The sequence below is a fragment of the Vibrio sp. TAP-3B genome, assembly GCF_057784735.1.
In genome coordinates, this window is record NZ_CM173495.1 from 1,465,898 (window position 1) to 1,492,004 (window position 26,107).

Below are 26,107 nucleotides of genomic sequence, written 5' to 3' on the forward strand. Positions count from 1 at the left end.
ACTATGAATCCATTAATGATGCGTGAGATCAGTTACCCACGGCTTGCACAATTCTGATCTGTTTTTCATCCGGAATTTCTTGATAAGACAGCACCCGGAGATTAGGTATTGTGTTCTTCACAAACTTCGCTAACGTCGAACGTAATACACCCGACGTCAGCAGAACCGCAGGTTCGCCATTTAACTCTTGCTCTTGCGTCGCTTGGCTTAGTGAAGACTGCAATCGTTCAGCGAGTCCCGGTTCAATCCCAGCAGATTCGCCTCCTGAAGCTTGCATAGTTTGATGCAATATTTGTTCCAGCTCAGGTATCAGGGTAATCACTGGCAACTCTGGCTCTATCCCATTGATTTCCTGAACAATTAGACGTTTTAGACTAATTCGAGCCGCCGCCGTTAATATGTCAGGTTCTTGACTCTTACTGGAATACTCAGCCAAAGTTTGCACAATCGTGCGAATGTCACGAATCGGTATGGCTTCGTTTAACAAGTTTTGCAGAACTTTCACTACGACACCTAATGCCAACTGATCAGGCACAAAATTTTCAACCAACTTAGGCGTACTGCGGCCTAACATTTCCAATAAATTCTCAACTTCTTCATGACCAAGCAATTGAGAAGCATTGTTCGTTAACTGTTGGCTAAGATGCGTCGCTAATACTGTGGATGAGTCCACAACCGTATAGCCTAACGCTTGCGCATGCTCGCGCTGATCTTCGCGAATCCATACGGCTTCCAGTCCAAATGCAGGGTCAATGGTTGGCTCGCCATCAATCATGCCATACACCTGACCTGGGTTAATCGCTAGCTCTTGATCCGGACGAATCTCAGCTTCGCCCACCGCAACCCCCATTAATGTGATTCGATAGCTGTTTGGCGTCAGTTCAAGGTTGTCACGTATGTGTACCGCTGGAATTAGAAATCCAAAGTCTTGCGAAAGCTTCTTACGCACCCCTTTCACCCGCTCCAGCAATTCACCGCCTTGGTCTCGATCAACTAAGGGAATCAAACGGTAACCAACTTCTAACCCGATAATATCAACGGGCTGAACGTCGTCCCAAGACAGCTCACGCTGTGATGACGGCTCACTCCCTTCCTCATCTTTCGCGGGTAGAGCAAGGTCTTTTATTTTCTGTTTTTGACGTTTGTCGATCAAGTACGCGCCGGTGCCTGCTGCCACCGCCAGCGTCAAAAAGGCGAAATGTGGCATACCTGGCACAATCCCCATCACGCCAAGAATCGCGGCCGTGATCATCAACGCTTTAGGGTTATCGAACAGTTGGAAAACCAATTGTTCGCCCATGTCTTCATCGGTATTTTGGCGCGTAACCATCATTGCCGCCGCAATAGAAAGTAAGAGCGACGGGATTTGCGCCACCAAACCATCGCCAATGGTCAACAAGGTATAGATTTCAATGGCTTCACCAAAACCTAACCCGTACTGCGCCATCCCGATAGCAAGGCCACCGATAATGTTGATAAACAGAATTAAAATACCGGCAATCGCGTCACCTTTTACGAACTTAGAGGCACCATCCATTGAGCCGTAAAAGTCCGCTTCTTTGGTTACTTCAAAGCGACGTACCCTCGCCTGCTCTTGATCAATTAGTCCAGCGTTTAAGTCTGCATCAATTGCCATTTGTTTACCGGGCAAAGCGTCAAGCGTAAAGCGAGCACTCACCTCAGAGATACGACCCGCACCTTTGGTGACCACCATAAAGTTGATGATCATTAAAATGAGGAACACGACTAAACCAACCGCGTAGTTACCCCCAATGACGACGTTACCAAAAGCTTCAATCACGTTACCTGCCGCATCGCCGCCTTCATGTCCGAGCAGCAACACGACACGTGTCGAAGCGACGTTCAATGCCAGACGCAGTAATGTAGCGATCAGCAATACCGTCGGGAATGCCGCGAAGTCCAACGGACGACGCGTGTAAACGGTCACTAACAACACCACCATCGACAACGCGATATTAAAGGTGAAGAACATATCCAGCAGCAAAGCCGGTATTGGTAATACCACCATAGCAAGGGTGGCCAAAACCATGACTGGCGCGCCAATGGCTGGCATTGCGCGCAGAGGTATTCGTGGCAATTTTTCTGCAAATGGCAGGTTTAACTTCATACTGCGAGGTATCTCAATCGATTGAAGCGTCACGCTATCTGATATTATATACGCGACCACTTTGACCCAAAGTTTAGGTCTGTTGATAATTAAGCCGTGTTAAGCAATCTATATACCACAATTAACGCCAAAATAATGACTAAACGCTAAATAAAGACTAGATCTTTGATTCTAATAGCCTTTCTCTAGCTAGGTTGCGTAAGGATTAGTGACGATGCTCTGGCGGGATAGGTAAGTCATAATCTTGAATTTTTGGACGTTGACCGCCTTTTTTACGATACTGTTTCAGCTGGAAAACAAACGCTAGGATCTGTGCAACGGCACTGAACAAACCATCGGGGATTTCTTGCTCTAATTCTGTTGTATGGTATAGCGCACGGGCAAGGGGTGGCGCGGGTACAATAGTAATGTCGTGCTCACGGGCTACTTCCCGGATCTTCATCGCCATATGATCAGTACCTTTGGCGATCACCACTGGCGCCCGATCGGTTTTCTGTTTGTACCGAAGCGCAACCGAAAAGTGTTCTGGGTTAGTAACAATAACGTCGGCTTCAGGTACGTCGGCCATCATACGTCGTTGCGCTGCTTCCCTTTGCAACATACGAATACGCCCTTTCACTTCTGGCTTGCCTTCCGTTTCTTTGTATTCGTCTTTAACTTCTTGCTTGGTCATTTTCAGCTGATCGGCGTGTTGCCAGATCTGGAATGGAATGTCGATAGCCACCACAATCAACAACGAGCAACTGATTAATAAGACAAAGTTGAGCAAAATATCTAACGCATGAAAGATGTTTTGTGGATACACATCCATACTCAGTTGAATCAAGTCTGCTTGTGACGCTTGGATCAAATAAATGGCAATACCAGTCACCAGCACGACTTTTAGGAGCGACTTAATCAGCTCCACCCAACTTTGCATACCAACCATACGTTTAAGGCCGCTAAGTGGGTTCATTTTTGACAGTTTAGGCATCGCTGCCTGGGCGGAAAAGCTAATACCACCTACGCCTGCAGCGCCAATCATTGCGGCCGTAAACAACGTCGCTAAGATGAGAAATAAAGGCAAAAGTAACTCGCTCATCGCACTGATTGCGATATCAAATAACTTAGCCGTATCGAAGATTTCGTCACGCTGGAGATCAAACAAGCGACTCATAATAGAAAACAAGGAACGTGATAAGCTCTCACCAAACCACATCAACGAAATGGCGCCAACAATCAGTACTGACGCTGACGCGAGCTCCTTGGACCGAGCCACCTGTCCCTTTTCTCTGGCTTGTTGTAACCGTCGGGTCGTGGCTTCTTCGGTGCGTTCCTGACCGTCTGACTCTGCCATACCAGCCTCCTAGCAATCCAAGCGAATGAGGCGACAAATCTGCTCCTCACCCACTGCCCAGAACAACTCATAATGACTGTATAGACCAGACAAAATGTACCAACAAATTAATAAGCCCACCATCAATGCAAAGGCAAAACCGAGTGAGAAAATATTCAACTGAGGTGCGGCACGTGTCATCACACCAAACGACAAGTTGATGGTCAGTAACGCAATAATGCCTGATAGCGACATACTGAGCGCCGTTTTAAACATGATGCCAAGCCAACCAGCCATCTCGCGGAAATCCAGCGCCGTTAATGTACCAGAACCAATAGGGAGCGTTTTAAAGCTAAACACCACCAGCTGCAACATTTTGAGGTGCCCGTCCGTCGCGAGAAAAAACATGGTCGTCAGGAACATAAACAACTGACCAAGCAAAGGCGTGCTTTGACCATTAGCCGGATCGACCATGGATGCGAAGCCCAAACTCGATTGCATGCCAAGAATCTGTCCTAATAAGACAAACGTCTGAATCATAAATTGGGTTACCATCCCCATGGCGATACCAATGATCATCTGTTCGACGATGGTTATAAAACCACGAAATGAGAGCAACTCAATATCTTGAGGAACGGCAGGAATGGCTGGCATAACGGCGAATGTAATCGCGAGCCCAAGATAGAGCCGAATACGCGGCGAAACAAAGCGCGCGCCGGTCACCGTCATCACCATCAACATCGAAGAGATACGAACGTAAGGCCAGAAATAATTTGCAATCCATTCTAAGACAACACTAGTAGGATACTCCATACGCGCCTCTAGTAGAGTACCTGAGGAAGACGCTCAATTAAGCCGTAAAAGTACTCCATCATCATTTGTGTCATCCAATGACCAAATAACATCAGCGCTAATAAAGTGACAATCAAACGAGGTAAAAAGCTTAATGTTTGTTCGTTGATGGACGTAGCAGCCTGAAAAATAGCCACAACAAGACCGATAAGTAAACTCGGAATGATAATGGCACAGACCATGATCAACACCATCCACAGTGCATCACGGAAAAGCTCGACAAACATTTCTGGCGTCATGTCTTATCCTCTTATCTGTGCCACGCTAAACGGCAAAACTGCCCGCGAGTGTGGATAGTATTAAGTTCCAACCATCCACCAGTACGAACAGCATTAACTTAAACGGCAACGATACAATCATCGGAGATAACATCATCATACCCATGGCCATTAATACCGATGCAACCACAAGGTCGATGATCAAAAATGGCAAAAACAGCATAAAGCCAATTTGGAATGCGGTCTTTAATTCAGAGGTGATGAATGCCGGAATCAATACCGCCATTGATACATCTTCTGGGTTAGCCACCTGCTCGCCAGACATATTAACGAAGGTCTCCAAATCTTTAATACGAGTCTGCTTGAGCATAAAGGCTTTCATTGGCGTTTGTGCCGCATCAAAGGCTTCACGAGCCGTCACTTGCTCATTCAAATAGGGCTGAACCGCTCGCTCATTGATTTCATCAAGCACTGGCGACATGACAAAGAAAGTTAAGAACAGTGCAATACCAATGATCACCTGATTCGAAGGCGTTTGTTGCAAACCCATCGCTTGACGCAATATCGACATCACCACGACGATACGGGTGAAAGAGGTCATCAGAATCACCATCGCTGGCAAGAAGCCAAGCATGGTCATTAATGCCAGAATTTGTAACGTGACCGAATAGTCTTCGCTGCCATCAGGGTTAGTGGTCATAGTGAAAGCAGGAATACCACTACCATTGTTGACCGCCATAGCACGACTGGCGCCCGTGTCGCTTTGCATGGCCTGCACCGTCACGCTACTCCCTTCTGCCAAATTAGCAGGCAGTAATGACTCCTCTGCCTCGGCAAACGAAAGTGAAGAAAACAGTATGCCAGCCAAAAGTAACAACGTACTCATGACCAAGCGAATTAGGTTACCCTTTTTCATGTTTTTTAATCAGTTGGCTAAATTGATTAGCAAAAGCGTTGGTTGCCAACTCTTGCTCTTTTAGTGGCTTGTCTAACTTAGCCAAGGCTTGGATCGATTGGCTAGTGATCCCGACCAAAAACTGCTCTTCGCCAACTTGGACCACGGCAATTCTTTCTTTGGTGCCGACAGGGAGTTGACTCACTATACGTAAGCCTCTTTGTTGTCCCATCGTGGGGCCTTGCATACGTTTAAGCAGCCAAGCAAGCAGTAAAATAACCCCAATAACGAGCACAAGAGACCCTAGGGTGGTGGCGAGATCGAGATTACTTGGCGCGGCAGCAAATGCATAAGGAGCACTCAGCATTAAGCTCAGTGCTCCAATGAGTTGCTTCATGCGTGTCTTGATTGAACCGCTCATACTAACGCAGCTTCTTAATGCGTTCAGTTTGGCTGATCACATCGGTTAAACGGATACCAAACTTATCATTCACGACCACCACTTCGCCGTGTGCGATTAAGGTTCCGTTGACTAATACGTCCAATGATTCACCCGCTAGGCGATCCAGCTCAACAACCGAACCTTGGTTCAATTGCAGTAAATTACGAATGCTGATTTGTGAACGACCGACTTCCATCGCTATCGTCACGGGAATATCCATGATGGTATCGAGTTTACGGCGCTCATCGTCCGTAATGGGACTTGAAGTATCTTTCAACTCATCCAGTGGCGCCGCCAACACTTCATCTACATCAATAGAAGGCGCAGAAGGGTCTTCGTCGAGAGCGGCTGCCCATTCGTCTGCCAGCTTTTGATCGTCACTTGGTTCCATTTTTCTATCCTGTGTTAAGCCTTATTTCTGCCAAAGCCTGTATAAGGTATCTTAATCGTTTGTATCGTCGTCACTCTCAAGCTCCGACATGATGTCTTTACCTAAGAAAGCTAAGTCTGTTTTTACCACATGTGGTCGCTCAATCTCTTCCGAGATCTGCACCGCCAATTTGTCTTCCGCACGACCCATTTTGACTCGATAGGTCGGCAGATCTTCAACAAACATCGTCGCGTTTTCTGGCATTTCAACTGGGATGATATCACCTGGTTGTAACTCCATCAGATCACGTAGCGAGATATCTTTTTCGAGCAAATTGACGCGGAAATTGACCGGACAATCCATGATCTCTTCACGCAACGCGGAGCTCCAACGAACGTCGGTTTCCATTTTGTCTGATTGAACACCCGCATCTAGCAGTTCGCGGATTGGCTCAACCATCGAGTACGGCATGACCACATGGAAATCACCACCACCGCCATCGACCTCGATATGGAATGAGCTCACCACTATCACTTCGGTTGGGCTAACGATGTTTGCCATACTAGGGTTCACTTCTGAGTCGAGATATTCGAACTCAACCCCCATAACAGGCGACCAAGCCTCTTTATAATCTTCAAAAACTATTTTCAGTAATAATTGAATAATGCGACGTTCAGTTGGGGTAAATTCACGCCCTTCAATTTTGGCATGAAAACGACCATCGCCACCGAAGAAGTTTTCTACCAGTATAAATACCAACCGCGCTTCCATCGTTATCAATGCCGTGCCCTTTAGTGGGCGAAAACGCAGCATATTCAGACTGGTGGGAACGTACAATGTGTTTTGGTACTCACCAAACTTCATCATCTGAACGCCGTTTATCGACACCTCCGCCGTTTTACGCAGCATATTGAACAAGCTGATGCGCATATGCCTTGCAAAACGCTCGTTGATAAGCTCGAGCGTCGGCATTCTGCCACGTACAATCCTGTCTTGAGACGAAAAATCGAAACTGACGGCACCTTCTGTGTCGTTTCCTGCTGGTTCATCAACGTCATCGACATCGTCAACCCCATGCAATAGCGCATCAATTTCGTCTTGGCTTAATAGATCGGTCACGTTTTACCTATTGAATAACAAAATCTGTAAACAGTACTTTTTCAATCACTGGTTTACCAACCGCAGCGCTAAGTGCTGCTTTAATGTCCTCAGAAGCGCGATCACGCAACTCCACTCGGCCCGTCGGAGAACGAAGCTGCTCAACGGTTGCAGAGGCAAACGTCGACAACAAAGAACTCTCAACCAGAGGTGAATGGTAACGAGCTAACTGCTCATTCTCAGCGCCACGGACCATCAACTGAGCTTTGATTTGTACCAGCCTATCGCGACGGTCACCCGTTACGTTGAAAACAAATGCTTGCGGAAGGTTCACGTAAGCGATCGGTGCTGCATTCGAGGTCGACGCTTGACTCTGCTGAGACACGTTCGTTTGAGTCGACTCATAAGAGCCTATTAAAAAGACTCCCGCAACAGTACCGCCGAGCAGTATCACCACTACAGCAATAATAATGAGTAACTTACCTTTCGGTGCGTTGGTCCCTTGGGGCTGTTCATCTGCCATTATTGTCTCTTATTGTTCTGGAGGTTACTTGATCGAGCACGAAGCTTGCTTGGTAACCTGATCATTACGTGTGAAAGGCATCATTATGCGTAGAAACTAATTCCATCACGCTTTGAAACCACATTCAAATCAAGATTGGCGTCGGTATCAAAGTTTTCTTCTGAATGACCAGAAAATCCTCTCCCAGTAGTGCCTTGCCCACTTTGATCCGATGCGGCATAACCATCTTGTTGTTGACCACTGTTTTGTTGCTGAACCGACGAATCAGCGAGTTGCATGCCTTGCTGAGCCAACATTTCTCTCAAACGGGGAAGCGCCTGATCCACAATGTCACGCGCTTGCGGATTACTCACAGTGAAATGAACATTGGCGATATCATTGTTCATGGTCATGCGAATTTGCATACGGCCCAGCTCAGGAGGGTCAAGACGAATATCAAGGTTTTTCAGGTTCTTTGACATCATCATTTGTACCTTTTCCGCCACTTGCTCATTGGCTAACTCTTTGGTCAGTTGTAGCGGAAGCTGGGCTTGCTGAGCAGCATCAATTCGCGCTTGTTGCGGTGTACTGACACCCTGCTGCCCTGCCGCGGCTTGAATTTGTCCAGCCAAACCATGTTGCAGGTCCGGTTTATCTTGTTTATCGGCCGTCGCTTGCAATGCACTTGCTGTCAAAGCCGCGTTCATAGCTTTATGACTCACATCACTCTTCGCCACACCTTGAAGCGCCGGAGACAAATTGGTCGTAACCAAGGCGTCTGGCATGGAAGACATCGCCGCTTTATCTAGATTCTGAGCCGCCAATGCTTGAGCGGATTGAGCCGCCGCGTGCTTCATTTCTTGCGTGGCTGCCTGTTGTGCCGTGGTCATGGCTGAAGCTTGACGCGCGAGGCTCTGCTGCGTCGCTTGTTGCTCCGCAAGAGCTTGCTTTAGCTCACTCGGCAGAGCCACAAACTGCGCAAGATCTTGATTGGGCATATCAGCGACAATCGCGCCGGTTTTCAGCCCCTCAATAACATCGATTTCTTGCGCCGTCAGCGACTTTCCTTGTGCAAGCTTGGTATCAATGAGCTCCAGCTGGTCCAGTGAAACGCGTTGGACGGTCTCAGCATCAGCCACTAACTTCGCGGACATCAGCACACCAGAGCTCCCATCATTTACCACATTCTGCGCAGCCGCATTCGTCACTTGCGCCGTCATATTTTGCCATGCTTCGCTCTTTTGTAGAGGCACCTCTTTGCCGCTCTCGACAGAAGCAGTATTTGCTTGCAACGCTTGATTCGCTTGCTCAAGACGGCCTAATAGTTGCTGCCCTTCTCCCATCGCGTTGGTGACATCATGAGTCTTTGCCAAGCTGTTTTGGTCAGACGTTACTGAATCGATCGCTTGAATATCTAAGTGTTCTTCTTGCCCTGACGGTAATTCGCCTTGTTGGCTTGCTTGGGTGTTCACCGCGTTATCGGCCGCTGTATTGTTGTCAGCGTTGTCGCTAGCCGCGACGGTTTCTTGGCTCTCACTTTTATTTGTAAGCGAATTACTGCCCGTGGCGCTTGCTTCGCTTTCAATGTCTGCGGATTGCGCCGCGGTTTTTTTTGTTGTTTGTGAACCGGTAAAAGTGTCGGCTAAGGTTTCAAAAAAACCTTTTTTTTCAGAGTTTTCTGCAATTCCTTTCGCGGTAGAGTCCGAAGCTGACGTCTTATTTGTCGCTGAAGCATTAGACAAATTCACATTCATATAGAAATTCTCATTATCCGCAGCATTAATATTTCACTGCCGTCATTGCGCATGAGTGGCAAAATTAGGTTAGTTGTATCGTTTTATGCACAAATCACGCCAACAAGAAGTAAATTTCTTTCGACAATATCCTTCCGAAAGTGTAAACAGATTCGCATTTCTCTATCCTTAAAATGGCTTCGCTCTTCGGCTATAAAGTAATGTCGAGAACTCATCCATCTGCTTTTGTTCGCGTCTAGCTTCTTCCTGTTGTTTATCTTTCATGCGTTTTTCTATCATCCATTCATAGGATTTGCGTTCTTTTCGCACTTTTAACCAGTATTCTTGACAGTTTTCGACTTGTTCTTTGAAGTGATTTTCCGCTTGCTTTTGCTTAGATAAGGTCTCATCTAGCTGAGTGAGAAATCGATTTAAATGGCCATATTGGCTGGCGGTCAAACCCGCTTGACCACGGTCAACTAGCTGTTGACAATAATCTAGACGATATTTTTCAATCTGCTCAACTTGAAGGTAGTAGTCTTCTAACTCACTGCGCGCTTTATTAAGAGCCAAGACCGCTTGATCTTCTTGCTCTTTCGCTTGCTTGAGCAAGAAATCCATCGCGTTTTCCATAGGCTATTACCCACTTAAAATACTTTTCAGCATATTGACACACATACCGTAAGGCACCGACTCTTTCATGCTTTGTTGGAGGTATTCATCTAATTTCGGCTTCAGGGTAAAGGCACCATCAATCGCAGGATCAGTACCAGGTTTGTACGCGCCAATCGAGACCAAATCCTGATTCTTACGACAAATCGACAATACCTGACGCACCGCTTTTGACATCAATACGTGCTCTTCGGTGGTGATTTGCGGCATAACACGGCTAACCGATTTCTCAACGTCGATGGCTGGGTAGTGGCCTGCGTCTGCCATTTCACGGGACAACACAATATGACCATCGAGAATCGCACGTGAGGCATCGGCGATAGGGTCTTGTAGATCATCACCTTCGGTTAATACAGTAAAGAATGCGGTAATTGACCCCTGCTCGCCATCTCCATTACCTGCACGCTCCACCAACGCTGGCAATTTTGCAAAGACTGATGGCGGATAACCTTTCGTGGCGGGCGGCTCACCGACGGACAAGGCGATTTCACGTTGCGCTTGCGCAAAGCGCGTTAATGAATCCATCAGCAATAATACGTCCAAACCTTGATCGCGGAAGTACTCGGCAATGGTTAAGGCTGTCTGACAACCTTTCAACCGCATCAATGGTGAAGCATCAGCTGGCGCCGCCACGACCACAGAGCGACGACGGCCATCGTCACCTAAAATTTCTTCGATAAACTCTTTAACTTCGCGTCCACGTTCACCGATAAGGCCAACCACCACCACTTGCGCCGTAGTGCCTCGGGTCATCATGCCAAGCGTGACCGATTTACCCACGCCCGAGCCAGCAAAGAGTCCGATGCGTTGGCCTTTACCCACCGTCAATAAACCGTTGATCGCTTTCAAACCGACATCAAGGGGTTCAGAAATAGGCTTGCGAGCCAGTGGATTAATAGGCACAGCATGAAATGAAGCACGATGATCAGTATACAGAGGCCCAAGTCCGTCTAAGGGGTTCCCTACACCGTCAATCACTCGGCCAAGCAACTCCATACCAACAGGCAAACCCGCATCATTCGTTATTGGTGTCACTTTAGCGCCAGGTAAAATGCCCGTGATTTGCTCGCTTGGCATCAAAAACAGATTATCGCCTGAGAAACCGACGACTTCCGCTTCCATCTGCCCAGACATGGTTTCAACCAAACAGAGGCTGCCGATTGGTGCACGGCAACCTGTGGCTTCTAACGTTAAACCAATAACGCGAACCAGTTTGCCAGAGGCGACTGGGCGTGTGGTTAAGCCTTCAACTTTGTAGTTTTTTAAACGGTCGGCCAACGCTTGCATGGCTTACTCACCCTCTTGATGACGGTTTGTGCCACAAAAGCTGTGTAGAACACTCTTAATGCGTTCTTCCATCCGGTAACTAATACTCGATTCTCCCGCTTCGATCTGTACATCACCGCGGTTAAGGGAGGGTTCCGCCACTAACGTCCAATTGCGACTATCCAAATCTTCTTCACCATAAGACGAGCGAATAATCGCCACATCTTCTGGATTAAGATGAAGGGTGATTGCGTGACCAGAGATAGGAAGAGCTTCAACCGACTGCTTAACGGTATCCAAGAGGATTTGAGGGTTGGTTTGTACTTCAACGTGTACCACTTCTTTTACCAAGCAAAGCACCATATCCACCAGTTGCTTCTCCACCTGAGCATTCATTAACTCCAGCGGCTGAGTAAACTGATTTGCTAGATTCATAAAGGTTTCGACTTGCTGCTGAATATATTCCTGACCCGCTGTCACGCCTTCGGCTTTACCAAGCTCCACTCCCTCTAGGTGCCCCGCTTGAAGACCTTCCTCTTTACCTTTGTCGTAACCTTGTTTGAAGCCCGCCTCTTGGCCTTGGTACAAACCTTCTTGATAAGCGCCCTGCTTGATCTGTTCGATCTGCTCCTCGGTCAACTCAAGAACTTGCGCCTCTTCAGGCTCGTCAAAGTTCGGCACCCAACCGGGATCGTAGTTAAACGCAGTTTGCTTCACTTGTTTGGCTTTGGACCCACCGTAATCCGGCAAACCCCAACGTTGCGGCTCGAGCATCGCATCATCTTCATCAGGGCGGATAAATCCACGTTTTCTATCACCAGCCATGGGTTACCTATGTGTATTCGATTGGAAGTGAAGGAGCCCTGCGATAGAAATCGCAGGGTAATAGAGATTATAGGAACTCGTCAGCACCGCCGGTCAACATAAGTTCACCAGCATCGGCCATACGGCGAGCTATTGCGAGAATTTCTTTTTGAGCGGCTTCTACGTCAGCAACACGGACCGGCGGCATCGCTTCGATGTCATCACGCATCATATCAGCGGCACGCTTCGACATGTTCTTAAACACTTTCTCACGTAGAGAATCGTCGGCGCCTTTAAGCGCTTTTTGCAGAACATCTTGTGGCACATCACGCAGCAATTTCTGAATGCCTTGGTCGTCCACTTCGGCCAGGTTTTCGAAAACAAACATAAGGTCTTGAATTTGCGTTGCCATGTCTTCGTCTTGATCGCGGATCTGATCCATCAACAAACCTTCGACGTTGTTGTCTAGATAGTTCATGATCTCGGCGGCTGCTTTTAAGCCGCCAATTTTGGCCGCTTGCGCCCCCGCTTGGCCGGCAAACTGCTTCTCCATGATTTCGTTCAACTCGGCCAGCGCCGATGGCTGAACCTCTTCTAGGTTGGCAATACGCATCATCAAATCCAAACGCACCCGCTCTGGGAACTGAGAAAGGATTTCCGCCGACTGATCCGATTCCAAGTATGACAATACGATGGTTTGGATTTGTGGGTGCTCATTAAAGATGATGCTGGCGACTTGGCGCGGATCCATCCATTTCAGTGAATCTAACCCCTTCGAGCCTGTCCCCAATAAAATTTGGTCAACCAAGTTGTTCGCTTTATCTTCACCCAGCGCTGCTACCAGTGCGTTGCGCATGAAGTCTTCGCTGCCCATACCAATATTGGTGTATTTCTGGATGTCTTCCAAAAATGCTCGGTGCACTGCCGAGACTTTGTCTTGGTTGAGATTTTTCGCTTTCGCCATCGCGCTACCGACGCGCTGTACTTGCTTAGGCTCGAGATGACGAATGATCCCCGCAGCATCTTGCTCGTTAAGACTCAGTAGCAAAATCGCCGCTTTTTCTTCGCCAGTGATGGTCGAGATATCCAATTCAACTGGCATTCCCTCGACGTTGTTATCTTGAGGTGCGATATCGTTAACCATTGTCATTCATCCAGTTTTTTACTACTTGAGCGGCAAGTTCGGGTTCATTCGCAACCAGCGCGCGCACCGCTTTCAGTACGTCTTCATCTTTGTGCAGGTTTGGCAGGTCAATGCTTGAGCCAAATTCAAACAGTTCACTGTTTTCGATGTCACTACTGATCAAGCTTGTTTCACCATCCGCGCCAATTGGTAAACCATCTGGCCCGTACATGTCATCTTTATCGTCGCTTGCTGGGTTAAGCAATTTCTTCATTGCTGGGCGAACCAGAACCAATACCACCACGATGATAACCAATGCACTCGCAAACCAACGAACCCAATCACTAAAGTTGGGGTGCTCCCAAATTGGCGCATCTTCTAGTTGTTCTGTTTGCGGCTCAGCAAACTTCACACTCAACACATTTAGCAAGTCACCACGACCTTGATCAAATCCAACACTACCTATAAGCACTTGACGAATTGCATTAATTTCTGATTCAGACATCGGTGTGTAAGTCACTTCACCAGTATCTGGATTGACTTGTCGACGATCTTTGATGGCCACCGACACGGTTTGACGCGCGACCGTGCCCGTTTGCTTACGCTCATGTCTAATGGTGGTATCTAACTCAAAGTTTCGGGTTGACTCTTTACGTACCGAGCCCTGCCCCATGACCGAGCCATCTTTCATCTGAGCCACATCTTGCGGAATAGAGGCATCCGCTGGCGGCTGATTACTCAATGCTCCCGGAATGCCGGCTACCACGTTACCGTTGTTGTAATCTTCTAATGCGTACTCACTGCGTGTGGCTGGCGTATTAGGATCGAAGCGTTTGCGGGTTTGCTCCACAGCGCTGAAGTCCATTTTAATGTCCACCTGCGCGGTGTAGTTGCCATAACCTAAAATTGGCAACAAGACCGAGTCAATCTTTTCACGGAGTGCTTGCTCTTGACTACGCTCTAATTCTTGCTCTTTGCGACGGGCGGCAGACGCAGGGTCTTGAGAACCCGAGCTGAGTAGACGTCCGTGTTGGTCCGTGACGGTGATACGGGAAGTTTTCATTCTGGGCACCGCACTCGCCACCATATCGACAATCGAATCAACTTCTTGTTGTTTAAGGTTCATCCCTGTCGATAGGGTTAGAAATACGGAAGCAGAAGCCTCTTGGTTATGACGCACAAACACACTATGTTTTGGCAGTGCTAACAACACTCGAGCCTTGCGAACCTGTTTCATTTCCTCAATCGCTTGAGCAAGTTGACGCTCGCGACTGAGCTTAAGACGCTCTAACTCAAGACGCTGTGAAACACCAAACCCCATGTCTTGCAGTAGGATGTCATCACCGGCCTCTGTGGCCTGATTCACGCCCGAACGCACCATTCCAAGTTTTATCGAGTTGTATTCGCTCGATTCAACGGAAATGGTATTACCGTCTATCTTGTAATTGATTTTTTGCTGATCCAGATAATCTAGGACGGGGATTAACTCTTCCGTCTCGTACGCCCCAAGTGGGCGCATTTCTGGTTCTTTTACCCAAAAAAATAGCATCACAATCAACGCAACACAGATGGAGATTGACAGTACGAGCACGACCTGACGAAGTAAGTCGAGATCGCCTACCGCCATGTCGAATTTCGACGCACTGCGCTCCTCTAGATCTGGATTTTGACTTTCCATATCAACATCGGAACTTGCTACCAGTGCACCATCTGAGCCGCCTTCAGTGACGGTTAAATCTGTAGACTTGTCTGCCACACTTATTACCTAAATTACACTGGCATATTCATGAGGTTTTTGTAGGCCTCAACGAGTTTATTGCGAATTTGAACCGTCGCATCAAACGCGACACTGGACTTGTTACGAGCAATCATAACGTCAGAAAGGGAAACATCGGCATCACCACGATCAAAACGGGTTTGTAAGTCACCCGATGCTTTTTGGAGTGTATTTACGTTATTGATGGCTTTTGTTAGGAGATCACCAAAATCGGCACCAACTTTCGCCCCACTTGGGGTAGGAGCAGTGTTAGTCGCTTCTACCATCATGGCGCGCATTTCTGCCTGCATACCATCAACTTTCATTACCACCTCGAAGCCAAAAGTTTGACTATTCATAAAACTGATTATTGACACAGCAATTAGTGTGCCATAAGAAAAGTGTTGCTAGTCTACCCACACTTTGATTGTATGGCTATGCATATACCTAAATGACTTAAAGATATACACTTCAATGCCTTGACATTATAGAAGCCACAAATCCTAACTCGGAATATCTATACCAGCATCGCGCATTTTTGCAATTTTGTAGCGCAAGGTTCGTGGGCTTATCCCCAATTTATCTGCCATGTCTTTACGGCGACCGTTACACTCAACTAAAGTTTCTAGAATGATGGCGTATTCTTGATCGCGTAATTCGCTGCCTAAACCCTCACCTGAGGAAACCGCTCGATTGGTATGGTCTGGTTCAGCTACTGGCTTAACATTCGGTACGACGGCCTCTGTATTTTGCACAATATGTTGCAAGCTATTGGCATCTTGCCAATCCACCCCTTCTAACAAAATATGCTCTGCATCAATATCGCCGTTTTCACTTAAAATCAACGCTCGTTGAACGACGTTATCAAGCTCGCGTACATTACCCGGCCACGGGTATTGCAACAGTTTTTCTACCGCAGAAGGTGAGAACTGAGGAACTGGCAAGCCCATTTTACTGCAATGACGCCCAGCAAGGTGCGTCGCAAGCGGCTCAATATCGCCTTTACGCTCACAAAGGGCAGGCCAAGTGATTGGGAAAACATTCAGTCGGTAATATAAGTCTTCCCGAAAATGCCCTTCGGCTACATACTGTTTAAGATCGCGGTTACTGGTTGCCAAAACACGCACGTCTAATTTAATGCTTTTGCGACTCCCTAGGCGTTCAACTTCGCGCTCTTGTAAAACACGCAACAGTTTCGCTTGTAGACTTAAGTCCATTTCACTGATTTCATCGAGCAAAATGGTGCCGCCTTGCGCTTGCTCGAATTTGCCTGGGCACGCCTGAACAGCACCGGTAAAGGCACCTTTCTCATAACCAAATAGGGTCGCTTCCAGCATATTGTCAGGGATCGCCGCACAGTTAATCGCGACAAATGAGCCATCTTTACGACTGGACGAGTTATGGATGTAACGCGACATCACTTCTTTACCTGAGCCACTTGGTCCTAATACCATGACGTTGGCATTAGTGCGTGCGACTTTATCAGCCAGCGCCAACAAGCGTAGGCTTTTCTCATCAGCCACAATCGCATCACCATTATCGTCACTTTTTACGGGCGCGTAACGGCTGACCATGTTGAGCAACACTTCAGGTGCAAATGGCTTTGCCATGTAGTCTATTGCGCCGTCTTTCATCGCCGAGACGGCGTCTTCGATGTTGGCGTACGCCGTCATCAGAAGCACAGGTAAATTTGGCCAGTTCTGTTTAATATTTTTCAGCAGGGCGAGACCACCCATTCCCGCCATTTGCACGTCAGAGACGACAATGTCGACAGCGTTTGACTTTAGTTTGACTAACGCGCCTTCCGCACAATCGGCTTCTAACCATTCATACCCTGCCAGAGCCAGAGTATCCACCAAGGCTTCACGAAGACCTTCGTCATCTTCTACGATCAGCACTTTGCTTTGCGCCATTCTGATTCTCCAGTAATTGTTATCGGCATAAGCCGCTTATTGAACTTCTGCTTGCACTCGCTCTAACGGAATACACATGGTGAAGCAGGCTCCATCACCCTGTTCTGAAATAAGCTCTAATCGGCCGTCATGGGCACGGCAAACCATTTGAACTACGGCCAGTCCTAATCCAGTACCTTGGGATCGCGTAGTAAAAAACGGTTCCATAATTTTGGCTTGTAGTTCTTGTGGTACACCCGGCCCGCTATCTTGCACAGAGATGCGCAGCTCGCCGTTAATCGGGCGGAAAAAGATATCAATTTGTGATTCTTTACCCGACATTTGCACCGCATTCATCACGAGGTTACTAAGCGCAGAGGCAATAGCATTCGCATTTCCCAATAACTCTGTCTGCTCTTCTTCGACTTCAAGAAAATAATCAATACTGTTGTTTTTTAGTGCGGTTTCGACCATGGGTTGATACTCCGCCACCAGCTGAGCAATCGTAAATGACTTAATGACTTTATTGTCGCCACCTTTAGCAAACAGCAGCATATCATTTACCTGCTTTTCCAAATCGTGCAGTCGATCCATTAATTTACTTTGAAATCGCTCTCTGGTGGCAGTAGGCAAATTCGGCGCCCCTAAGTTCGATGCGTACAGCATCGCACTCGACAACGGCGTTCTCACTTGATGAGCCAGTGAGGCCACCATATGCCCTAGCGATGACATGCGCTGCAAATCACTCACTCGGGCTTGTAATAAACGAGTTTCGGTTAGGTCAGTAATTAAAATAAGTTGCCCTGTCGTCGAGGCAGAAATCGCCAAACGAACTTTACGGCCATTGCGCAAGGAAACTTCGTGACCATCGTCTTCGCGAGGATCAAACACAGCCTGAATGATGTTGAACCACTTTTCGTTGACCAGCGGAATGTCAAGAATCCGGTGTGCTTCAGGGTTTGCTTCACGCACGACACCGTACGTATCAAGCAAAATCACTCCGGCAGGCATCACATCGAGTACCTGCTTATAGCGTTCGACTTGGTTTTCTACTGAATCTAAATGGGATTGGTTGGTGTTATTGTCCATTCACTGCCTGTCGAAATATCGCCACTAAAACTAAAATAGCTTAACAAGCAATTTACGTACCAAGCTCTTTTCCATATTAATCATGACGTTAGCTAATCGACAATAAGTTGACACTCAAGAATATCGTTCTTTTATGCCGGAAAAGGTTACAAATTAACGCACAGTGTCACTGAAAATACGAATCAGACTCAGCGTTGTAAGTTGTACTTACGCATTTTTTCAACCAACGTCGTACGTCGCATACCGAGCATATCTGCCGCCCGTGCCACGACCCCAGACTGTGCTTCTAACGCCTGACTGATCATATTGACTTCTAAATCCGCCAACAATTCTTTCAGATTCACACCATCGGGTGGCAGCGCTTGTGGCGCATTGATATTGTGGTCGAGCTCGTCTTGCTCATCAAAACTAAAGTCTTCTGAGAAAATGTCTTGGAACACATCCCGCTCTTGCTCTTCAACCGAAGTAAATGGATTGCTTTCGGGTTGGAACTCTGGAATATCGCTGTAACGATACTTGGTCGGTAGGTGATTCACATCCACTAGGCTGTTTGGGAACAAAATCACCATCCGTTCTACCAAGTTTGCTAATTCGCGTACGTTCCCTGCCCAATTGTGCTCCATCAATGAGTTGATCGCACGCGGCGTAAAGCAGATAGGCTGCCCACCTTCCGCTTCTAGGCGCGTCATCAACTCTTGCAGTAACAATGGAATATCTTGTTTGCGCTCTTTAAGTGCTGGCATCTCGATAGGAAAAACATTGAGGCGATAGAACAAGTCCTCGCGGAAGGTTCCTTCTTCAATCATGTTTTCCAGATTCCGGTGCGTCGCCGCAACCACTCGAACGTTGACTTTGATGGTACTGTTACCACCAACACGCTCAAAACAACGCTCTTGCAGCACACGTAGTAATTTTACCTGCATCGACATCGGCATATCGCCAATTTCATCGAGGAAGATCGTCCCCCCATCAGCGAGTTCGAATCGGCCCTTACGCGCCGTTAACGCCCCTGTAAACGCGCCTTTTTCATGGCCAAATAGTTCGCTTTCTAATAACTCTGGAGGAATCGCACCACAGTTAATTGGCACAAATGCACCATTACGGTAGGAGGAATGATAGTGGATGTTACGAGCAACCACCTCTTTGCCTGTGCCTGATTCACCCAAGATCAGAACGTTCGCTTCCGTTCCTGAAACTTGCTCAATCAGATGACGAACTTCTTGAATGCTTCGGCTTTGTCCCACTAAGCTGCGAAAAAGCGTATTTTTACGCGCACTCGCTACCACATTGACGCCCTTGCGACCAAGAAAATCTTTGCAGTGACGTAATGCTTCACTAAGCTGTGGGTAATTAAGCGGAAGCTCTAGCTCACCGACAAAATTCGGCAAGTCATCAACCGAAAGAGGAAAGCTATCCAAGACTAGAAGTGGGATATGATAAGCACTTTTGAGGTGCGACATCACTGTCGCCGCACGCTGACCAGCCGATATGTTACCAACGATACAACAAGACCATACGCTAGACCAATCAACATCGCCTAGCTGTTCAGAGCTGACAACTTCGCAACTTTCTCCAACAAATTCCAATATATTGCTTAAATGTAAACGACTTGATGCGTCATCATCAATAACAAGCAGCTTTGCCAAACCTTGCATAAATAAGAGTGATTGCCTTTATTTTAGGTGCGTTGCGGCCAAACCTTGATTTACGTAATTGGGTGCTAAAGACGGCGGAACCACCACACTCAATCTACGATCGACAGAATAGGAAAATCAGCAACAAAAAAGCCATTAGGGCTACTAATGGCTTCTATTTTATTTGAATATAAAAATAAGGCAACCAAGCAATAATTAGAGGTGTGAGCTTGCTTGTAACTTTAGTGCACAACGGATTGCGCAATTGACAATTATATTTCAAGCATTTACTAACGCATTGTTTTGGCTATTAAATACCAACTTCTGCTGCGGTAAGATTATGAAACTCTGGTGGAATATGGTCCCAAGCCGACTTAATCTCGCGGATAATATCGATAACATCATCGAGCGGCTGTGGGTCATTTTGATGGTTAGCAGCAGAGATTTTTGTGATCATAAACTCATATAAAGAATCTAAGTTTGAAGCAATATCACCACCGTCATCCATCGATAAACAACTGCGTAGCGCAATAATGATGTCTAGCGCTTTACCTAAACGCTCACCTTTTGCCGGAATATTGCCTGCTTGCATAGCGGCTTTGCCTTGGATCAGGCGCTCAATAGCGCCAGCCATCAGCATTTGAATGACTTTGTGCGGAGAAGCCGCACTGAGCTGGCTATCAACTGATACTTTTTTGTATGCTTGCAATGAACCGCGCATAGTAATCCTCTTTTAAATAAATTTTTTGTACTGCTGAAGCGAACGTTGGCCATAGCGAAACTTATGCAGTTCTTTTCCGACCTTTGACGTTTCTGATTGCATCAGTTCGACAATTATTTGGGTACGAGTGAGCAAGTCTTGCCACTCCGCATCCTGCTTAACCAAGGGATTCTGAACAATAATTGGTAGCAGGTTCTGCAATAACCGTTCCCTAGTATCGACCAAGCGCAGAATTTCTTCAGTATTAAAATCGACTTTTTCCAGCTCTTGCGTAATCAGTTGATCTATATCACCAATTTCTATGAGTTCATTTTGCATCTGTTAACCCAATGCGCTCATTAGTGCGCCTAACTGGCCTTGCATTTTGCCCGTCGCATCTTGCATAGCGGCGAATTTGTTGTGGGTGCGTTTTTCCAAACTTTCCATGCGGCGATCTAATGCCGCTTGATCATCATTCAAACGGTAATTTTGTTCAGTGAGGCTTTTTTCTCGAGTCCGGATGCTACCAGTGACACCTGTAATGCCGTGGATCGCGTCTTCCACTCGTTTGGCAAATCCCGTATTGCCACCAAAGAAACTTTCGAGTTCATTGAAGTTAGTGTTCAACTGACGGTCAAGCATGTCGTAATTGATCTCCAATGTACCTTGACGCGTGGTAGTAATACCAAATTCAGTTAACGATTTTAGATCTTCGGGTGCGTTATCTATCTCAGTAGAAAAAACGGACTTCAATCTTGAGTCAGCGCTACGAACCGTACTATCGCCCGATAATGGCCCTTTTTGACCAGTGACCGGATCTACGCTCGCTAAAGCCTGAGAAGTTTGATAGAAGGCGTTGTACGCCGAAACAAAGCTTTCAATATCGCTACGCACACTTTGACGATCGTACTCAACCCCAATTTCTGCAGGCGGCTTATTCGACTCTGACTTGCCTTTTAGTGTTAAATCAACACCCTCAATAGCATCTTCAATCACGTTATTGTGGCTGGAAAGTTTCGCTACGCTGTCAAGTAATACCTCTGCATCTTGCCCCGCCTGTATTTCGGTCATGCCTAGGTATTGTTCAAACGAGGATTGAGCTTGAGCGATTTTCGCTTCTGCGACATCAATTTTTTCTAAGCGCTCACGCTCTTCGGGATCGAGCCTCGCACGATGGATTTGCTGCGCTTGCGCTTCAGTCAGCTCGCCTCGTTTAACTTTGGCATCGAGCTCTTGCTTTCCATCTGCAATCTTCAGCTCTATTTCAGCTTTTTCTTGCTCAAGCAGCTGCTTTGCTTCTTTAGTTGTAACGTAAGAATCGGTCAGTGTGCCGGATGTGGCATTATTCCATCCAGGCACATCCGGTGCCTTGGCTATGGCTTTTTCATCCAGCTCTAGTTCTGGCTCTTCATAGGAATCAAGCAACGTGCCTGAAGCGGTTTCAGTCCAACCCGGAATGCGCTCTTCGGGACGTAAGCTTGCACGTTGGCTGGCTTGATCAATGGCTGCTTGTCCTGCTTTAGCCGCCGCAGCACCTGCCGCAGAAATCGGCGTTGCCGATGCGTCATTTGACGCACTTTCTGCCGGTTTTTGTTCTTCAGAAACGAGAGGGTTACCATTTGCATCCAGCTCTACTGGCTGCGATGGCATTTTAAGGGGACCTAACACTTCCTCCGCCGCTGTACGCGCATCTTCTAGCGCATTCATTCGGTCTTCATGTGTTTGGTATTCGAAATATTTCAGCGGGTTGGCTTTTTCGGCATCCACACTGACTTTAATTTGATGGTCCTTACCCGATAGGTTAGAGGCAAGGATAAGTCGGGGTCCCTCAACGTCGTTAATGAGAGAGGCACGAACACCAGGGTTTTCTTTTGCTCCGTTGATACCGCGAACAACATCAACCAGCTTGGAGCTCGAGCGAACGTTTACGTTGAAGGTGTCATCACCAAGCGAAATATGCAGCTTACCTGGGCCAAGTTTCGCGTCTTCTGGCAGTACGTCAGAAGCCACTTTATGGCTCTGGGCAAGCTGCAACACATCGATAGCATACTTACCGGCGATCGCATCTGTGGTTGCAGTGGCGGATACGATATTTTCATCAGTGGTCTCTACCGTACGGACAGCAAAGGCCTTCTCCTGACGAAAGTTCGTCATGAGATTTTTCATCGTATCTAACGATTCTCTGAGCCGACCATAGGCACTGATACTGGCGTCAATTGTCGTGCGTTCATTGTTGATGCGTTGCTGCTTTGGCACACGCTCGGCATCCACAACTTTGCTGACCATGGAGTTAATATCCATGCCGCCAGACATCCCCAAAGGGCCTAAACTCATCTCATCACCTCAAAAACGACTTACACTTTTTCAGTCAACAAACCGCTGTTAGCTGTGTGTTCAGCTAGGCGACGTAATACCACTAGCATTTCTTCATCAGGAATTTGACGGATCACGTCACCAGTCTTGGCTTCGTAAATCGTCACCACATCCCGGCCGGATTCTTCATCCACCCGAAACGCGACTCCTTTGTTTATGGACGTCACAAAATCATTCATTTGTTCGACCACTTTTTCACGCTCTTGTCTGTTCAGCTCCTGACGGCTTTCTGCCATCTCTATGACGGCTTGAACAGATAAATCGTGATCGGTGTCTTTCACTGTTTTCGGCGAAAGTTCACCGACTGAACTTGCTGCGCTAAACGTGCCTACATTACTGTCATTTTTATTTGCAAACTTTGTGCCACTTGGCGCGCCGTGAGACTGGATGTTCGATGTGTAGGAAGAAATATCCATTATGCTCTCCCCTCCGCCTTATAAGCTAACGATAAACCTATCGCTTTAGTGACCCAACCTCTCGGGTATACCACCCGAAGCTGGGCCGACCGACTAGCCCAGCAAGCTTAACGCGGCAGAAGGAGCCTGCTTCGCTTGAGCCAAGATTGAAGTACTTGCTTGCTGAAGAATTTGCGACTTAGTCATCGCCGTCGTCTCTTTAGCATAATCCGTATCTTTAATACGACTCTTCGACGCATTAACATTCTCATTAATGTTATCTAAGTTGCTGATTGCATGGTCGAAACGATTTTGGAATGCACCTAACGATGCACGTTGGCTGTCAACGTATTTCATCGCTGAATCGATGATTGCAACTGATTCTTGTGCACCACCAACTGACGTTACATCAACACTATCCACCGTGACTGCTTTTGCCACGCCCATATCTAACTCATCAGCAAGACCACCACTGAATGTAACGGCGCCGTCAACGGTATTCGAACTTGTAAAGACTTGTAGCGCACCTTCTTCGTCAACAGACGCTTTCACCAAATCGGTTTGACCATTGATATAAGTTGCCAGTTCTTCGATGTCATCGCCTTCTTTCGCCGCGATATTGATTGTACGAGCCTCACCATCAGTGTCAGTTAGCTCGATAGTCATATCATTTGCAGTACCTGACACACTCCAATCAGGGGTCTTTGCCGTCGCTGCTTTGTAGCTAGAGCCGCCCATATCAGCGTTGTCTGAGCGCATACCGTTCAACGTTAGCGTGACAGCTTCACCAGAATCGGCACCGATTTGGAAAGATTGCGTGCCGTGGGTACCGTTAAGCAGCTTATTACCACCGAAAGACGTTGTTTCAGCGATACGGTTGAGCTCATCATTTAGTGCGGTGACTTCTTCTTGAATCGCAACACGATCTGATTTTGAGTTAGAACCATTGGCAGACTGTAAAGACAAGTCACGCATGCGTTGTAGAATGTTGCTAGACTCATTCATTGCACCTTCAGCGACCTGTGCAATAGAAATGCCGTCATTGGCGTTTTTCACCGCTACGTCTAATCCTCGGCTTTGTGCGTTCAAACGGTTTGAAATTTGTAGACCTGCAGCATCGTCTTTCGCGCTATTGATTTTATAACCCGAAGACAAACGCTCCATTGATTTTTGTTGACCGTCAGCGGCTTGGTTTAAGTAACGCTGTGCCGTCATCGCAGAAACGTTAGTATTAACGTTAATCGCCATAATTGTTCTCCTTTAAGGCTTAAGTGAATGTACCCTCGTGTCTCTCACCTCACTTAGGTACATCTCATTTCTCTCAGTCCCTTTAACGACGGCTTATGCATATTCTTGAGGAGTATTTTAAAATTTTTGCGATTATTTTCTTTAACTTACTGAAGTGTGATGGAACTCTGGTGTTGCAGGTAAAAGTGCTTACCTGTTTAAACATAAAAAAACCCAGCCGAAGCTGGGTTTACTTGCTCATCACGAGCCAATCAAGTGCTCGCTTTAGGTTTGGAATTAACCTAGCAGACTTAGCGCTGAGTTTGGCGCTTGTTTCGCTTGCGCCAGAATAGAGCTTGACGCTTGCGATAGAATTTGTGACTTGGTCATTGCGGTGGTTTCTTTCGCAAAGTCAGTATCTTTGATACGGCTCTTCGACGCATTCACGTTTTCGTTAATATTGTCCAAGTTGCTGATCGCATGGTCGAAACGGTTTTGGAAGGCACCCAATTCTGCACGATGACTGTCGACGTTGTTTAGCGCCGAATCAATCACTGCTACCGATTCTTGTGCGCCACCAACAGAGGTGACGTCGATATTATCAACCGTGACCGCCTTGGCCGCGCCCATGTTTAGCTCATCAGCAAGGCCACCGCTGAATGTGACTTCGCCATCCACTTTATTCGTACCTGCAAAAATTTGTAGCGCGCCTTCTTCATCCACTGACGCTTTTACCAAATCGGTTTGACCATTGATGTAGGTTGCCAATTCTTCAATGTCATCGCCTTCTTTCGCCGCGATATTGATGGTATGGGCTTCACCGTTCGTGTCAGTCAGTTCGATGGCGATATCATTTGCAGTGCCTGATACTCCCCAGTCCGGATCTTTTGCCGTTGTCGCTTTATAGCTAGAGCCACCCATACTCACGTTGTCTGAACGCATGTTATTCAACGTGAGTGTCACGGCTTCACCAGAGTCGGCACCAATCTGGAACGACTTGGTTGTAAAGGTACCATTTAACAGCTTGTTACCACCAAACGATGTGGTTTCTGCAATACGGTTGAGTTCATCGTTCAGTGCGGTGACTTCTTCTTGAATCGCCACACGATCTGATTTTGAGTTAGAACCGTTTGCCGATTGTAGAGACAAGTCACGCATACGTTGCAGGATGTTGGTGGTCTCGTTCATGGCACCTTCCGCCGTTTGTGCCATTGAGATACCGTCGTTCGCGTTACGAACAGCCACATCCAGGCCACGGCTTTGTGCATTCAAACGGTTTGAGATTTGCAGGCCCGCAGCGTCATCTTTTGCGCTGTTGATTCTAGAACCCGAAGACAAACGTTCCATTGACGTTTGTTGCGCTGAGTTTGCGTTGTTGAGGTAACGCTGAGCGGTCATTGCTGATACGTTTGTGTTTACATTCACTGCCATGATAATTTCTCCAATTGATTTTCCGGAAATGCGGTTTCCGACGTCTCGGAAAACCAAGTAGTTCTCTCAAAGTTACCTTTATTAACGACGCCCAAGCCGATTTCTTTAGCTTTTTTTCTGTAAACAATTCGTTTGGTGGGGTTATCGTGACCATGCAGAGAAAAAAGCAAGAAACTTTCATTTTTCACTAAA

The 26,107-nt window shown here is 47.1% G+C and carries 25 protein-coding genes; all 25 read right to left on the minus strand.

Features of this window, described 5'->3' with window-relative positions:
• Positions 1-28: 28 nt before the first annotated feature.
• The 25 genes from flhA to AC3D28_RS07020 all read right to left on the minus strand — a co-directional run bounded on the left by flhA (position 29) and on the right by AC3D28_RS07020 (position 25,915).
• The gene (gene flhA, locus AC3D28_RS06900; protein ID WP_488535989.1) at positions 29-2,128 is read right to left on the minus strand and encodes a flagellar biosynthesis protein FlhA; all 2,100 of its coding nucleotides are present in this window, start codon (positions 2,126-2,128) and stop codon (positions 29-31) included.
• A 205-nt stretch (positions 2,129-2,333) separates the two neighbouring features.
• Positions 2,334-3,464, minus strand: a complete 1,131-nt coding sequence (gene flhB, locus AC3D28_RS06905; protein ID WP_488535990.1) for a flagellar biosynthesis protein FlhB — start codon at positions 3,462-3,464, stop codon at positions 2,334-2,336.
• Between the two features lie 9 nt (positions 3,465-3,473).
• Positions 3,474-4,256 (minus strand): flagellar biosynthetic protein FliR, encoded by a 783-nt coding sequence (gene fliR / locus AC3D28_RS06910; protein WP_098415114.1) that lies wholly within the window; start codon positions 4,254-4,256, stop codon positions 3,474-3,476.
• Between the two features lie 8 nt (positions 4,257-4,264).
• Positions 4,265-4,534 carry a flagellar biosynthesis protein FliQ gene (fliQ, locus tag AC3D28_RS06915; RefSeq protein WP_098415113.1) on the minus strand — a complete coding sequence of 90 codons (270 nt, stop codon included), beginning with the start codon at positions 4,532-4,534 and terminating at the stop codon, positions 4,265-4,267.
• A 25-nt stretch (positions 4,535-4,559) separates the two neighbouring features.
• The gene (fliP, locus tag AC3D28_RS06920) at positions 4,560-5,429 is read right to left on the minus strand and encodes a flagellar type III secretion system pore protein FliP (RefSeq protein WP_488535991.1); all 870 of its coding nucleotides are present in this window, start codon (positions 5,427-5,429) and stop codon (positions 4,560-4,562) included.
• A complete protein-coding gene (gene fliO, locus AC3D28_RS06925) occupies positions 5,416-5,829 on the minus strand; it encodes a flagellar biosynthetic protein FliO (protein ID WP_488535992.1) in 414 nt (137 codons plus the stop codon). Before fliO ends, fliP begins: the two co-directional genes overlap by 14 nt.
• Before the next feature lies 1 nt (position 5,830).
• Positions 5,831-6,241, minus strand: a complete 411-nt coding sequence (fliN, locus tag AC3D28_RS06930) for a flagellar motor switch protein FliN (RefSeq protein WP_098415110.1) — start codon at positions 6,239-6,241, stop codon at positions 5,831-5,833.
• A 51-nt stretch (positions 6,242-6,292) separates the two neighbouring features.
• Entirely contained in the window at positions 6,293-7,339 is a 1,047-nt protein-coding gene (fliM, locus tag AC3D28_RS06935) for a flagellar motor switch protein FliM (protein ID WP_098415109.1), read from the minus strand.
• Positions 7,340-7,346: 7 nt separating this feature from the next.
• Positions 7,347-7,841 (minus strand): flagellar basal body-associated protein FliL, encoded by a 495-nt coding sequence (gene fliL / locus AC3D28_RS06940; protein WP_488535993.1) that lies wholly within the window; start codon positions 7,839-7,841, stop codon positions 7,347-7,349.
• Positions 7,842-7,924: 83 nt separating this feature from the next.
• Positions 7,925-9,574 carry a flagellar hook-length control protein FliK gene (locus AC3D28_RS06945; RefSeq protein WP_488535994.1) on the minus strand — a complete coding sequence of 550 codons (1,650 nt, stop codon included), beginning with the start codon at positions 9,572-9,574 and terminating at the stop codon, positions 7,925-7,927.
• Between the two features lie 168 nt (positions 9,575-9,742).
• Positions 9,743-10,186 carry a flagellar export protein FliJ gene (gene fliJ / locus AC3D28_RS06950; protein ID WP_488535995.1) on the minus strand — a complete coding sequence of 148 codons (444 nt, stop codon included), beginning with the start codon at positions 10,184-10,186 and terminating at the stop codon, positions 9,743-9,745.
• Positions 10,187-10,192: 6 nt separating this feature from the next.
• Positions 10,193-11,512, minus strand: coding sequence for a flagellar protein export ATPase FliI (gene fliI, locus AC3D28_RS06955; RefSeq protein ID WP_488535996.1), 1,320 nt, complete (start codon positions 11,510-11,512; stop codon positions 10,193-10,195).
• A 3-nt stretch (positions 11,513-11,515) separates the two neighbouring features.
• Positions 11,516-12,316, minus strand: coding sequence for a flagellar assembly protein FliH (gene fliH, locus AC3D28_RS06960; protein ID WP_488535997.1), 801 nt, complete (start codon positions 12,314-12,316; stop codon positions 11,516-11,518).
• 67 nt (positions 12,317-12,383) lie between these two features.
• The gene (gene fliG / locus AC3D28_RS06965) at positions 12,384-13,439 is read right to left on the minus strand and encodes a flagellar motor switch protein FliG (protein ID WP_488535998.1); all 1,056 of its coding nucleotides are present in this window, start codon (positions 13,437-13,439) and stop codon (positions 12,384-12,386) included.
• Entirely contained in the window at positions 13,432-15,174 is a 1,743-nt protein-coding gene (gene fliF / locus AC3D28_RS06970; protein ID WP_488535999.1) for a flagellar basal-body MS-ring/collar protein FliF, read from the minus strand. The genes fliG and fliF overlap by 8 nt, the downstream gene beginning before the upstream one ends.
• A gap of 14 nt (positions 15,175-15,188) precedes the next feature.
• Complete coding sequence (fliE, locus tag AC3D28_RS06975; protein WP_098415888.1) at positions 15,189-15,500, minus strand: flagellar hook-basal body complex protein FliE; 312 nt, start codon at positions 15,498-15,500, stop codon at positions 15,189-15,191.
• 177 nt (positions 15,501-15,677) lie between these two features.
• A complete protein-coding gene (locus AC3D28_RS06980; protein WP_488536000.1) occupies positions 15,678-17,087 on the minus strand; it encodes a sigma-54-dependent transcriptional regulator in 1,410 nt (469 codons plus the stop codon).
• Between the two features lie 36 nt (positions 17,088-17,123).
• Complete coding sequence (locus AC3D28_RS06985) at positions 17,124-18,155, minus strand: sensor histidine kinase (RefSeq protein ID WP_098415100.1); 1,032 nt, start codon at positions 18,153-18,155, stop codon at positions 17,124-17,126.
• Positions 18,156-18,343: 188 nt separating this feature from the next.
• Positions 18,344-19,810, minus strand: a complete 1,467-nt coding sequence (locus tag AC3D28_RS06990) for a sigma-54 dependent transcriptional regulator (RefSeq protein WP_488536001.1) — start codon at positions 19,808-19,810, stop codon at positions 18,344-18,346.
• A gap of 289 nt (positions 19,811-20,099) precedes the next feature.
• Positions 20,100-20,510 (minus strand): flagellar export chaperone FliS, encoded by a 411-nt coding sequence (gene fliS, locus AC3D28_RS06995; RefSeq protein WP_098415098.1) that lies wholly within the window; start codon positions 20,508-20,510, stop codon positions 20,100-20,102.
• A 12-nt stretch (positions 20,511-20,522) separates the two neighbouring features.
• The gene (locus tag AC3D28_RS07000; protein WP_098415097.1) at positions 20,523-20,828 is read right to left on the minus strand and encodes a flagellar protein FliT; all 306 of its coding nucleotides are present in this window, start codon (positions 20,826-20,828) and stop codon (positions 20,523-20,525) included.
• A 3-nt stretch (positions 20,829-20,831) separates the two neighbouring features.
• Complete coding sequence (gene fliD, locus AC3D28_RS07005; protein ID WP_488536002.1) at positions 20,832-22,823, minus strand: flagellar filament capping protein FliD; 1,992 nt, start codon at positions 22,821-22,823, stop codon at positions 20,832-20,834.
• Positions 22,824-22,843: 20 nt separating this feature from the next.
• The gene (gene flaG, locus AC3D28_RS07010) at positions 22,844-23,278 is read right to left on the minus strand and encodes a flagellar protein FlaG (protein WP_488536003.1); all 435 of its coding nucleotides are present in this window, start codon (positions 23,276-23,278) and stop codon (positions 22,844-22,846) included.
• A 93-nt stretch (positions 23,279-23,371) separates the two neighbouring features.
• The gene (locus AC3D28_RS07015) at positions 23,372-24,505 is read right to left on the minus strand and encodes a flagellin (protein WP_098415094.1); all 1,134 of its coding nucleotides are present in this window, start codon (positions 24,503-24,505) and stop codon (positions 23,372-23,374) included.
• Positions 24,506-24,781: 276 nt separating this feature from the next.
• Complete coding sequence (locus AC3D28_RS07020) at positions 24,782-25,915, minus strand: flagellin (RefSeq protein ID WP_488536004.1); 1,134 nt, start codon at positions 25,913-25,915, stop codon at positions 24,782-24,784.
• Positions 25,916-26,107 lie beyond the last annotated feature (192 nt).

Bases quoted from the DNA above. Each gene is read 5' to 3' on its own strand.
- fliO (WP_488535992.1), bottom strand. From the start codon at position 5,829: ATGAGCGGTTCAATCAAGACACGCATGAAGCAACTCATTGGAGCACTG.
- fliI (WP_488535996.1), bottom strand. From the start codon at position 11,512: ATGCAAGCGTTGGCCGACCGTTTAAAAAACTACAAAGTTGAAGGCTTA.
- flaG (WP_488536003.1), bottom strand. From the start codon at position 23,278: ATGGATATTTCTTCCTACACATCGAACATCCAGTCTCACGGCGCGCCA.
- AC3D28_RS06945 (WP_488535994.1), bottom strand. From the start codon at position 9,574: ATGAATGTGAATTTGTCTAATGCTTCAGCGACAAATAAGACGTCAGCT.
- fliN (WP_098415110.1), bottom strand. From the start codon at position 6,241: ATGGAACCAAGTGACGATCAAAAGCTGGCAGACGAATGGGCAGCCGCT.
- fliR (WP_098415114.1), bottom strand. From the start codon at position 4,256: ATGGAGTATCCTACTAGTGTTGTCTTAGAATGGATTGCAAATTATTTC.
- fliP (WP_488535991.1), bottom strand. From the start codon at position 5,429: ATGAAAAAGGGTAACCTAATTCGCTTGGTCATGAGTACGTTGTTACTT.
- fliG (WP_488535998.1), bottom strand. From the start codon at position 13,439: ATGGTTAACGATATCGCACCTCAAGATAACAACGTCGAGGGAATGCCA.
- fliS (WP_098415098.1), bottom strand. From the start codon at position 20,510: ATGCGCGGTTCATTGCAAGCATACAAAAAAGTATCAGTTGATAGCCAG.
- flhA (WP_488535989.1), bottom strand. From the start codon at position 2,128: ATGAAGTTAAACCTGCCATTTGCAGAAAAATTGCCACGAATACCTCTG.
- AC3D28_RS06990 (WP_488536001.1), bottom strand. From the start codon at position 19,810: ATGCAAGGTTTGGCAAAGCTGCTTGTTATTGATGATGACGCATCAAGT.
- fliQ (WP_098415113.1), bottom strand. From the start codon at position 4,534: ATGACGCCAGAAATGTTTGTCGAGCTTTTCCGTGATGCACTGTGGATG.
- fliD (WP_488536002.1), bottom strand. From the start codon at position 22,823: ATGAGTTTAGGCCCTTTGGGGATGTCTGGCGGCATGGATATTAACTCC.
- AC3D28_RS07000 (WP_098415097.1), bottom strand. From the start codon at position 20,828: ATGCAAAATGAACTCATAGAAATTGGTGATATAGATCAACTGATTACG.
- fliJ (WP_488535995.1), bottom strand. From the start codon at position 10,186: ATGGAAAACGCGATGGATTTCTTGCTCAAGCAAGCGAAAGAGCAAGAA.
- flhB (WP_488535990.1), bottom strand. From the start codon at position 3,464: ATGGCAGAGTCAGACGGTCAGGAACGCACCGAAGAAGCCACGACCCGA.
- AC3D28_RS06985 (WP_098415100.1), bottom strand. From the start codon at position 18,155: ATGGACAATAACACCAACCAATCCCATTTAGATTCAGTAGAAAACCAA.
- AC3D28_RS07015 (WP_098415094.1), bottom strand. From the start codon at position 24,505: ATGGCGATTAACGTTAATACTAACGTTTCTGCGATGACGGCACAGCGT.
- fliH (WP_488535997.1), bottom strand. From the start codon at position 12,316: ATGGCTGGTGATAGAAAACGTGGATTTATCCGCCCTGATGAAGATGAT.
- fliE (WP_098415888.1), bottom strand. From the start codon at position 15,500: ATGAAAGTTGATGGTATGCAGGCAGAAATGCGCGCCATGATGGTAGAA.
- fliL (WP_488535993.1), bottom strand. From the start codon at position 7,841: ATGGCAGATGAACAGCCCCAAGGGACCAACGCACCGAAAGGTAAGTTA.
- AC3D28_RS06980 (WP_488536000.1), bottom strand. From the start codon at position 17,087: ATGGCGCAAAGCAAAGTGCTGATCGTAGAAGATGACGAAGGTCTTCGT.
- AC3D28_RS07020 (WP_488536004.1), bottom strand. From the start codon at position 25,915: ATGGCAGTGAATGTAAACACAAACGTATCAGCAATGACCGCTCAGCGT.